Raw genomic sequence first — 11,371 nt, 5'->3', positions numbered from 1 at the left:
AGTTATTGCTGATAGTCATACGGCAACGATCACCGCTGCGAATCTGAGAGTCACCGCCGATAATGCACCAGCTAACAACACGGCGACGAATAGTGTGCAAGCAATCGTCACCGATGCTGGCGGTAATCCAGTGGCGGGTCAGAACGTCACATTCAGTGCGAATAATGGTGCTAGAGTGACTGCCGTCATTGGCACGACTGGCGCGGATGGGATTGCGACCGCGACGTTAACCAACAGCACAGCCGGAGAGACTATTGTGATCGCCACGGTCAATGGCACCAGCACAACGGTCAATACTCAGTTTATTGCTGATAGTCATACGGCAACGATCACCGCTGCGAATCTGAGAGTCACCGCCGATAATGCACCGGCTAACAACACGGCGACGAATAGTGTGCAAGCAATCGTCACCGATGCTGGCGGTAATCCAGTGGCGGGTCAGAGCGTTACATTCAGTGCGAATAATGGTGCAAGTGTGACCACCGTGATTGGCACGACCGGCGCGGATGGAATTGCGATGGCAACGTTAACCAGTACTAACCCAGGGATGTCGACTGTGGTTGTCACACTGAATAACAATGATAATTGGAGTCTTGGGGTCACTTTCACACCCGTCTTACCTTGATGATTCTGCGCGTAAAATCGATATAGGGCCCCGATAAGGGACCCTATATCGAGGAAATAAAATCCTCACGCGTCATAATTTGATTAAGCCATATACCTGAACTTAATTAATGAGATATTTCTCATTATGCTTACCAGCATACTGCTGATATTCGGCGATGAGAATATCAACCGGATGGATATAGTATTTTGAGAATTGTAGCCTATGTGAAAATCAATAGGTCGCAAATCACACGTCTCATCTGTCCCTATGTTTTCTTGTTTTGTTAATATCAAGTAATCAGACAGTGAGTTAATGTGATTTAAATCTATTTTTCTCAATGGGTTTTATTTTAAATAATCGCGGAAGTTAATCTGTCTTATCGCTAAAAACTGAAGTATCACACTATTAATTGGTAAGTAAGCGAGCTATAGAATCGCTCGAAAAAATAAATTGGAATAATATTCTATTTATATTGTTTTTGATGGCGTTTGGAGCTTTCAAAAATCAATTTGACAGAATAATTGATCGAAATCTATTATGTTATAGGTTTGAAGAAATGACTGGGAGAATGAGAGATAAAAACAAGCAATAAAGAAATTCGATTTCTTCGATACCGACATTAGCAACTCAATGCGCCACTGATCCGATCTCTATTGAGCAGGTTGTGGACATGGAAACTGTGGGTGAATTTAGCCCAGTTGCCCGTTTTATCCTCGCTTATCCATAATGCGCATTTTGAAAATCCATCAAGATATATCTTGTGACCGTGTAAGAAAAAAAGAATCGCAAGTCGTTTTAAGCAGAGTAATGAACCGGTGGGCGGAGAACTGCTATTTCTTCAATATCAGTTTGAACGACGATTCATCCGTCCTGCTATTGGATTAATTAACTTCTATTATTTAAAATAAAATGAAAAGTGAATCTAAGAAATATCGTGCTAGAAAAGAAATGATGCTATCACAATTGCAGAGCTTATGTTCAGCAAGCAAGGGTGCCTATGCCTTAACACAATTACCTCCGCCTGAGTCATGGCCGAAAACGCGGGAGTTAGCAGACAGATGTAATGAAAGTATTTATGCGACACGTACGATGTTGCTGACATTGGAGAGAGAAGGGAAGGTGCATTGTACCTTTAACAGCATTAACAATTCTTTGCGCTGGTTTATTGGGCCTGATATTCAATCCGATGAGCATTAAGTCAATTTGTCATATGACTTAAAATGGCCGACGATGAAAAGTTTTTATATGCCACGCCTGTCACGAAAGTGGGATTAAGCTTATCACCGCCGGCTATTTGTTTGAGTATCGTCAATAACGACAGAACACTTTATTTCTTACTGTTAGCCTGTAGGTTGACTGACTTCATTTCCTCTTTTGCTTTTGCCAACTGTGAGACGAAATCAGCATTGGTATGCAGGGTGGCAACAACGGAGCTAGCGACCATACGAGCGGCATCAACATCGCTTTGCCAATGGTAACCACAAATAACACGGCTCTCTCCTAGCTCATAACCACGTTTAAGAATTTCATCCTGACGAGCGGGATTGATTTCGGCCAATACTAGTGCGACGGACCAGCCAATGGCGGTATGCCCAGAGGGATAAGATCCATTCGTCGACAGTTGTTTCTCATCTTCTGGTCGGCAAGTTGCCTCATTGAAAAATGCAAATGGACGAACGCGGTTATAATGTTTTTTAGCCGAGCGGGTCGCATACTCACCAGCATCTTCTTTCATGGTGGAGATCAACGTATATATTTGAGGTGTTTTTTCTTTGGTAATTTTCAGACCAAAAGCCTCAGAGAAGTTATTCAGTAAGCTGTCTTTACTCACATCAGCATCGTCATAAGCTTGCTTCCCTCTTACGGTATTGCGTAACGATTTACCTTCATCGTAATAGGCTTTATCTCTCAAAAAGTCGACACTTAAAAATGAGGGGGGAGGCGGTAATAACTTTAAGCTATCCGGTGTTTTTTCATAGGTTAAATAGTGGTCATCCGCAGCCAGAACACCCCCTGAGAGGGACAGCAGTAACATAGTGGAAATGATTGTTTTTTTCATGGTAAAGATCCTCGGTGTTGTCTTATTAATATCCATTCGCTCATTCTTGTGACATAAATGACAAACAAAAAAAAACCTAAGTACCCGCCTATTTAGCTTGATGCCTAATAAACAGAAACTTAGGTTTTGCCTGATGAACAGTTACAATCCTAATAATGTCACATGAAAGACAATATCATCGCTGATGCAAAGATAAAAGAAGTTCGGCACGTACTTTACTAATTTGTGAGGCAGGTACCATTTTGTCGCCATATTATTAATATATCAATTCCCCTAACCTAATGATAAGACGTGGCCATCCCGCGTTGAGTTTTAATCGCATATTTTTAACGTTAAGGGGTATGAATTGTGAGCTATGAATTAATAAGTTAAACAGCGTCGAATAGCATCATGGCTTGATATTGAAAACCCCTGTGGCGATTTCTTTTGTGCGGAACAAATTAACCAAGGCAAACTACGTGGTTTGTATCTCACAACCCATTCCCCTTCGGTATCAACTCGGTAGCGCAACGCATTAAAACGAGGCACTATCCCACCTTGAATATCAATGATTTGAAGCTCTATACCTGTGTTCAACGTCGGGCTAAGCTGCAGTTCTCGATTAATGTTTTCAACCAGCTCGATCTGGCGAATATTCTTTGAGTCAATAAACAGTAATACTTGGTTGGGTTGCGTGAAACCGAGGATAGGTATTCCCGTGATAATGAATGCAAAAAATAGTTTTAAATAGGTCATATCATTACTTGCCTCTGAGAAATATTATGCCAATTTGACAAAAATGAGATGGCAGGTGAGGGCCTGCCAAATAATGAATTACTGTTTTTTGCTCGTTGGCCCAGTATTGATTAAAGTCGGTGTCGCCGGCACAAACGAGGCTGAAGTTGTTTTTGCGCTATTTATGGCAACAACCTTATCATTGCTGGCGCTAGGCGAATAAGGCTGAACGGTGACATCAGCCAACGCTTCGACCAAGGTATCTGGATAAGGAGCCATATTCTCCATCTCGATAATTTCTTTGGCGTAGCGATAATCACCACTTTTAAGCAATGCAAAGACTAAATTATGCGTTAAGTTTTGTTCTTTATAACCGCGTAAATAGAGCGGAAGTAAATAGCGCACTGCGGACTCGTATCGTTGAGAGAAAATTTCAACCATTGCGAGGTTATTATTAATTATTTCATCTTTGACATAGAGATTACGTGCAGATTCAAAGGCTCGAGTTGCTTCGACTAATTGCCCATTTTCCGCCATAATAATGCCTTTTGTATTATAGCTTTCCCCTGATTTCGGGTTTTTATTGATAGCCATATTGATAAAGTTAATGGCTGATTTATATTGACGTTGCGCTGCCAGATTTTTAGCTTGTAATAGGTAAACGTGTTCATCTGGAGCATTTTGTAACAGTGGCGATAAGTAATGCACCGAAGAGTTATAGTCATTCACCTGATAGTAATACTCAGCGAGCTTAAATCGTGTGCTTCTATCCTCGCTGTTTTTAAGGCGTGCTTTATAGACTTCGATTAGCCCACTATAATTTTTAGCCTGTTGTAAAACATACTCTTTTTCAGCACTATCTTTGGATTGGTAATCGCTATTGCCCGCAAATTTATAGGAAGGTGAATGTGACTGACAGGCGGCCAATAAGAAAATAGATGAAAGCAAGACTATCCGTGTGAATATAGACATAAATTACCCCTGAGACATAACACGCATAACACCCGGTGCGGCAATAATAATAACGACCGGGAACATAAAGAAGAGAACGAGTGGAATACTCATTTTCGCAGAAAGTTTACCGATGATTTCTTCTGTTTTAAGCAGTTGTAATTCCCGCATTTCGGAAGAAAGCTCCATTAAATATTCATATATTGATGAGCCATAGCGCAGACTTTGCTGCAAAGTGACACACAACATACTGACTTCTCGACTCGGTAACTCTTTTTGTAAGTGTATTAATCCGGCTTCAAGGCCATTGACTTCAATTTTCTTGACGAGACGATCCAGAAATGGCACGAAGTTATCATTAATATCACCGACATTTTCAGCTAAGAATTTTAATGAACTTTCGATGGTTAAACCGGATTGTACGCAGATAGCCAAGAGATCAACAAACAGTGGCATATCCTGTTCAATCTTGGCTATGCGGCTGTTAACAATATATTTTCGTGCAATCCCTGGGATGAGAATCACAGCAATAATAATGATTAAGCATGTAACCATCAAATCCTTGCTGGTAAGTTCTAATTTCAGGAACTCGTCAGCCATCATGGCAAGCACAATTAAAAATAGGGAGAAAAGAACTTTGCCTAAACCTTTCTCATCAAAAACTCGGACTAAAAATAAAAAACGATTTCCGGATGCAATGATTGACTCTGTCCTAGTATTAATTTTCTGATAATTATCAGGGATGTCGGTGCTATCTTCTTGTATGGAAACCACCATTTTATTTTTTGCTCTTGTCAATTGTTGACGCTTAATAAACTGGAAAATAAAAATGCAGACACCGAGCAACATTAAGAGGCTAAAAGACATCATCATGGCTATATCTTCCTCATCAAAAAGAGCACAATCATCATGCCAATAAACTCGCTACCGAGAAAATAGTAGAGGATCTTTATCCCCTCAGGATCATTCATAATAAAGTCATAATTAATTGGACTTAAAAACTGTAAGCTAAAGAGAAAAATAAAAGGGATAATGGCTGTTATTTTAGAAGACATACGTGCTTCAGCGGTCATGGCTAATTTTTTGTTCTCCATAGCACGGGCATTCGCGACGGTTTTGCCTAAACGTAATAAAACTTCTCGTAGTTTTGCACCACTTTTCATATTGACGAGAATAGCAATGGTAAAAAAGTAGTACTCTTTATAAGGCAAACGACGGTAGGAGGATTTAAATATCCTTTCAGGGGATTCCCCTACATTAAGACGGCGGCTAACTCGCCCGAGTTCTTCTCCCAATGGCTCTGGCATAATGAGTGAACAATCAGCTAATGCTTGTACGATACTATTTCCTGAACTGATCGCGCCATTAATCACCGTCAGTGCTTCTGGGAATATTTGTTGAAAAGATTTGCGTAAAATAGTCTTCTCAACTTTATCGACCACGAGCAGCCCAATAAGCATGCTAGCAGGAAGGATCACCAAAGTGGCTTGATGAAAGACGTAATGGTTTAAAGCAAAGCAAATGACGGCAGTTGCTAGCATTAACAAAATATTACGGCCTAATACTCGGCTTTGGCGATGACGGAATAAATCGATGTAATTGAGTATAAAACCACGAGCACCCAGCACAAATTGACGCCGACGTTGCTGCTGTGGGTTCGTTTTAAGCATAACTTTAATCATGCTATTGGCGTCATTGATTGAGGTGCTTTTTTGCATGGCTTGCCAGCGTTTGACAATTAAATAAAGCATCAGTACGCCAAAGCACATAATTAACACATACAACTTAGTCATTATGTCCCCTCAAAAATCATTTTAAGCACATGTTCCAGATTCATCAGACGAGCATGTGTATATAAAACGGAGCGTTGAGAAAGGCCGTAACAGACAAATTTACCGACGATATTACCTTGCTGGTCACGGGCATTTTCTGTCACAAAACGGAAGATGTCTTGAATAACCACCATTTCACCTTCGATACCCATGACTTCAGAAACGGCCATGATTTTTCTACTGCCATCATTCATCCGTGATACTTGGATAATCATATTGACGGCAGAGGCTATATTTCTGCGAATAACCTCAACCGGCAGACTTAATCCTGCCATCATGACCATGTTTTCGAGACGGGCAATGGCATCACGCGGAGTGTTAGCATGCAAGGTGGTCATGGAACCATCATGACCCGTATTCATTGCCTGTAGCATTTCAAATGTTTCTTCACCACGGCACTCACCAATGATTATCCGGTCAGGCCGCATACGTAAGGCGTTAATGACCAAGTTACGCATTGTCACTTTGCCGGTATTTTCGATACTGGCCATTTTGGTTTCCAACCGAACGACATGGGGCTGTAATAGCCGTAACTCAGCGGCATCCTCCAAAGTAATAATGCGTTCATCTAATGAAATATGTTGGGATAAGGCATTCATTAACGTTGTCTTACCGGACCCCGTCCCGCCGGAGATAACAATATTAATCCGGCACTTCGCGGCCACAATTAATAGATTGGCCAGTTTTTCATCGAGGGTGCCGTAGTTAATCAGGTCTTTGAATGTTTTAGAAATCTTGCTGAATTTACGGATTGAAATTGAGGTGCCATCTAATGCGATGGGGTTGATCACCACATTCAAACGGCTACCATCATGCAAGCGAGCATCGACTAATGGCTGTGATTCATCAATACGGCGTCCGACTCGGGCGACTAAACGTTTCGCGATATCGGTGAGCTGTTCATTGTCTAGAAAAGTTAATTTCGTTTTTTCTAACTTTCCTCGCCGTTCTACAAAGATATTATCTGGGCCATTGACCAATATATCGTTAACAGTTTCATCTTCTAATAGTTCACGCATAGGGCCAAAGCCAAGAATTTCATCCGTGATAGCATGGCTGAGTTTTTCCGTCTCTTCCTTTGATAGATAACGGTTCGTCGCCTGACTGATCCTTTGCACAATGGCGATAATTTCACGCAACAATGCCATCCGATTAGTGATCAGTGTATCTATGCGGTCGACATCTATCGTATCCAATACTTGTTGGCGGACAATACGTTGTGTCTCTTTCAGTTCGTCACTGCGCTCCATACGACCTTATCCCACCTACTTTTTAAAATAATGTTGTATGAGACCAGACAAATTGCCGATATTTTTACGTGACATCGGTTTTTGGCCTAACACTTTTTGCGCCAGAATATTTAAGGATTCTGCCGATTTTCCCTGTAATCTAAGCGGCTTAGATGGATCGTTGGGCGGGCGCTGATAAATGATTTGCGTAGATATCTCATTACTGAGTAATGCCGTTAAGTCACTCAGGGATAGTGCAGTCCCCCCAGTGGATTTTGTCTGATTCAAACAGGTAAATTCGCGTTTAACACCATTTCCTACCGTTTGTAAAAAGCGGTTTACTTCTTGCGATAATTTAGCGACTCGCAGGGAGGCTAAATCATGGCTGATAATAAAAATCACGCAATCAGAGAAATTCAAAATATGTTCAATTTTCTCTTTATCCAGATTAAAAACAGCATAATCAAAAATAGAAAAATTGTAGCGTTCTAATAATGGGTCATGGAAGTTTGGTGTTATCTCACCGCCATTTTTCTTAATTGAAAGATAATCTGTCACTTCGGTGATGTCATGATCGAGAATATGATCCGAAATAATGTCCATATCCTGAGAACCACCATGCCCTTGAACGAGTAGCACAGGCACACGATTATTAATGGCAATATATTGTGCAAGATGATAACTGATCGTCGATGTTCCTATCCCCCCCTTGCATCCCAAAATACTGATTTTTATCGCTGAGCGCTTATTGCTAAATTCTAACCGTGCACTTTTGACCTGCGCAACAATATCAGTGAGTTGCGAGGGATAATGAAGATAATGCACACCAGATTGCACAAACTGTTGCGACAAAATGATTGAGTCACTGTCACCAACGACTAGGCAACTTGCGGTATTAACCAGAATCGTATTGATTTTATTGATTATTTTTTGTGTGTCTGTTGCGTTTTCAATGTCAATAATCACAGTGTGGATTGTCGAAGATAAATCCAATGACTCTATTTTAAGAAAATTTTCAGTAATCCTTTGAATATGGATAACGTTCTTCAATACTAATTGACTACTGACTTCATCCATCCATGAAGTCCGTGCTGAAATAAGAACGATAGCCTCTTTGTCGGTGGATGTCTCTGATTTATCGTTATTAGAGAATAATAGCATTCTAAGATACCTGTTAATGATGACAAATAGAGAAAATCATTTTCTATTGATAATGCTTAAATTACGTAGGTTATCGACGCTACAACCTACTTTATCTCTGTCGCGGTATTGATAATCTTGTCTATGATAGTTACAGGTATATTGCGCAACGCGATATTGTTCTAGTGATAGCGTTATTAGCCCACGATTTCGCATATCATACCCCGTCGAACTCGGTTGCAGATAAATAGACGTTGGCGGAATATTGGCTGATATGAGCTGAGTTCTTATATCGTAAGCCAATTGATTAAAAGCAGGCTGATACCCGCTAATCAATATCACGGCATGACTCAATTTCCGGTAATTTTGCAGCACTTCTCCGACCAAGATTTCTCGGTCTATCACGGTGTTGGCATAAAGAGTATGGTCAGACACTCGGCTCATCAATTGCGATGGGTTTTCTGCTGATAGCGTCGGGGCCGAGAAACTCGTTATCCCTAATGATAAAAGCAGTAATCTCGTCGTTAACCACCGGCTAGTTGTCATTGTGCAAAGCCTCCCTTATCAAGGAACTCTGTCACTTGTTTACGGGATTTGGATTCGCGGATAGCGCTGATATTGAAGAAGCGTTCTGCGAGATTACTGCGTACAAAATTAGGTAAAACCACTTTATTGAAAGAGATGGGTTTAACCAGATTAACCGTTGCTACGACGACTAATTCAGTGCGCTCGCGTTCAGCGCCCGTCCGTCGGAATAACGCGCCAAGTATCGGAATATCACTAATAAATGGAATGCCAGAGAGCGATTCTTTTTCATTTTCATTTAATAAGCCTCCGAGCACAAAGCTATCTCCATCACCCAGTTCAACCGTCGTTCTAGCCTTACGGGAGCGTAATTTAGGGATATTGAGATCGCCTAAAGCATATTGTCCATCCAAGCTACTGATCTCTTCACTGAGGTTAAGTTTTATTTTGTTATTACTTTCTACCTTTGCGGCAATCACTAGCTTCACACCAAACTCTTTATAAGTAATGGTGGAACCCGCCATTGAGGTTGTGACAATAGGGATCTCACCACCGACTAAAAAGTCAGCGGTCTCACCCGAGAGTACCGATAAGTTTGGTTCTGCTAAGATGCGGGCAATAGAGTCATTTTTAATGGCATAAATTAGGCTATTCAGTGAATTGGCATCAAATCTGAATTTGGTTAGGCTAAATTGGCCTGCACCCAATCCGGCATTACTCCAATCAACGCCAACATTGTCCATAAAGGTTTTTGTCACTTCGACGACAGTCAATTTGACGTTGACCTGATTTGTTGCCGGTAATTTCAGGCGGTTGACCAAGCCTTCAAAAACAACTTTTTGCATAAAATCGATCGACGTATCACCGCCACTGTCCCCGCCGATTGAACTGACTGAACCCGGTTTTATTTTGAGATCAGTCTCTTTCCTTTTGAGTCCAAGAGCTTGACCAATCGTCATATAGATACCTTCTCTGGCATCTTCATCCGGCACGGTACCGGTTAACACATAGCCTTCACCGTATTTTTTGATATCAATATCACTGCCGGGGTATTCTTCAGCCATCTCTTTTTTAATGTTGCCTAACAGAGGATCGACGACAATGTTCATCGTCATTAGCGTGGCATTGTTCTCTCCACCATAAATCTCAAGACTTGCTCGGCCATTTTCTCTGGCAAATATAACGACTTGCTTCTCATCAATGACTTCATAGTCGGCAACATCAGGATTAGATATAAAAACCGTATCAACAGCTGCATTCACTTTTAGGGTTCGGGCTTCACCTTTTTCCATATAGATATCTTGGGCAAAAGCAGCACCTACCATCAGTGTCATTACGGTCAAAGCGGTCAGGATTCGTGTGGGTAAATATTTGGAATAACCCAAATATTGCCGGAAGTTATTTTCCATAAGTTATCCTTTTTTCCCTTTTAATTGACGAATATTCTCCGGCAGAGTTTCATCTGTAGAGCTTGCTTTATTCTTGGCAAAACTGGCTGGGAATATGATGAAATCACCATAAGGATCAAGGGTATATAATCTCTTAATATCATGATCACTTAATTCCACGTACAGCTTTGCATGGCTTTCAGGTTTAGGTTTCGTGACGTTCTTATTCTCTCCCTTAGTATCCTTGCTCATCATTTTATTGATATTGGATACCACGCCATTGCTACCATTTTGATCCATATACAATAATTTTTTGGCGCTCAATATCGGCAGAACTTTCGTTCCATTAAAATTCCCGATACGACGGATTTCAGGTTCAACGCGCTGTAAAATCTGTGTTTTATATCCCGAGATAATCATATTGTAGCGAAAGTAAACATCGACATATTCGCCTGCTTTAGTTGTCGCTAATTGTGAGATTTGTTGTTCACTCAAGTTGAATGAATAAACGCGATACCCTGGTGTCACCATTTGCGATAAATAGGCAGGAGAACCTGGCATAGCAACTTGGCTGGTACGTATACGGCTATTCGCATTGATATTATCTAATGTGACATAACCAACCATAAACAACTGACCAGCCTCTTGTTCTTCCACCAACCAATGCCCTGGCTCCAGTAAGACGGTTTCTATCTTTATATCTTGTTCGGTAATAATAGAGCCTGCTTTCAGTCCGATTTTAGCAATAGCGAAGTTGACAGAAACTTGCTCTATGGCTGGCTTTTTTTCTACTTGAGAACTGACGTTGTTAACCTGCTCATCATTTTTACCGCCGGAAAAAATAAAAATACCTATTCCACCAATTAAGATGAGTAGTACTGCCATGGCCATGATTATTTTTTGATTCACGTTCCAAGCCCCGTATA

Annotated in this window: 12 protein-coding genes; 2 read left to right on the top strand and 10 right to left on the bottom strand. The window is 41.0% G+C overall.

Going from position 1 to position 11,371, the window contains the following annotated elements; genetic code table 11:
- Together BN68_RS14465 and BN68_RS14460 are read left to right on the top strand one after the other, a co-directional pair.
- A partial coding sequence (locus BN68_RS14465) for an Ig-like domain-containing protein (protein WP_196796400.1) occupies positions 1-625 on the top strand: 625 nt, incomplete at its 5' end.
- An 891-nt stretch (positions 626-1,516) separates the two neighbouring features.
- Positions 1,517-1,804, top strand: coding sequence for a FaeA/PapI family transcriptional regulator (locus BN68_RS14460; protein ID WP_042806768.1), 288 nt, complete (start codon positions 1,517-1,519; stop codon positions 1,802-1,804).
- A gap of 130 nt (positions 1,805-1,934) precedes the next feature.
- Here the strand turns inward: BN68_RS14460 and BN68_RS14455 are convergent, their stop codons facing one another.
- The 10 genes from BN68_RS14455 to BN68_RS14415 form a co-directional block, all read right to left on the bottom strand.
- Positions 1,935-2,642 carry an acid phosphatase gene (locus BN68_RS14455; RefSeq protein ID WP_226720693.1) on the bottom strand — a complete coding sequence of 236 codons (708 nt, stop codon included), beginning with the start codon at positions 2,640-2,642 and terminating at the stop codon, positions 1,935-1,937.
- A 384-nt stretch (positions 2,643-3,026) separates the two neighbouring features.
- Positions 3,027-3,401, bottom strand: a complete 375-nt coding sequence (locus tag BN68_RS14450) for a hypothetical protein (protein WP_019211876.1) — start codon at positions 3,399-3,401, stop codon at positions 3,027-3,029.
- Positions 3,402-3,479: 78 nt separating this feature from the next.
- The gene (locus BN68_RS14445) at positions 3,480-4,352 is read right to left on the bottom strand and encodes a tetratricopeptide repeat protein (protein WP_019211875.1); all 873 of its coding nucleotides are present in this window, start codon (positions 4,350-4,352) and stop codon (positions 3,480-3,482) included.
- Between the two features lie 3 nt (positions 4,353-4,355).
- Positions 4,356-5,204, bottom strand: coding sequence for a type II secretion system F family protein (locus BN68_RS14440; protein ID WP_019211874.1), 849 nt, complete (start codon positions 5,202-5,204; stop codon positions 4,356-4,358).
- Positions 5,205-5,206: 2 nt separating this feature from the next.
- Positions 5,207-6,124, bottom strand: coding sequence for a type II secretion system F family protein (locus BN68_RS14435; RefSeq protein WP_019211873.1), 918 nt, complete (start codon positions 6,122-6,124; stop codon positions 5,207-5,209).
- Positions 6,124-7,413, bottom strand: a complete 1,290-nt coding sequence (locus BN68_RS14430) for a CpaF family protein (protein WP_019211872.1) — start codon at positions 7,411-7,413, stop codon at positions 6,124-6,126. The genes BN68_RS14435 and BN68_RS14430 overlap by 1 nt, the downstream gene beginning before the upstream one ends.
- Positions 7,414-7,428: 15 nt before the next feature.
- Entirely contained in the window at positions 7,429-8,469 is a 1,041-nt protein-coding gene (locus tag BN68_RS14425) for a hypothetical protein (RefSeq protein WP_145579322.1), read from the bottom strand.
- 120 nt (positions 8,470-8,589) lie between these two features.
- On the bottom strand, positions 8,590-9,078 hold the full coding sequence (locus BN68_RS23965) for a hypothetical protein (protein ID WP_145579323.1): 489 nt from the start codon (positions 9,076-9,078) through the stop codon (positions 8,590-8,592).
- Positions 9,075-10,466: a type II and III secretion system protein family protein gene (locus BN68_RS14420; RefSeq protein WP_019211870.1), complete on the bottom strand. Its 1,392-nt coding sequence runs from the start codon at positions 10,464-10,466 to the stop codon at positions 9,075-9,077. The genes BN68_RS23965 and BN68_RS14420 overlap by 4 nt, the downstream gene beginning before the upstream one ends.
- A gap of 3 nt (positions 10,467-10,469) precedes the next feature.
- On the bottom strand, positions 10,470-11,354 hold the full coding sequence (locus BN68_RS14415; RefSeq protein ID WP_019211869.1) for a hypothetical protein: 885 nt from the start codon (positions 11,352-11,354) through the stop codon (positions 10,470-10,472).
- Between the last annotated feature and the right edge of the window lie 17 nt (positions 11,355-11,371).

It is taken from the genome of Yersinia massiliensis CCUG 53443, assembly GCF_000312485.1.
Lineage (GTDB): Bacteria > Pseudomonadota > Gammaproteobacteria > Enterobacterales > Enterobacteriaceae > Yersinia > Yersinia massiliensis.
Note: the sequence above shows the minus strand (reverse complement) of the source record. Positions and strands in the feature narration are given on the sequence as shown.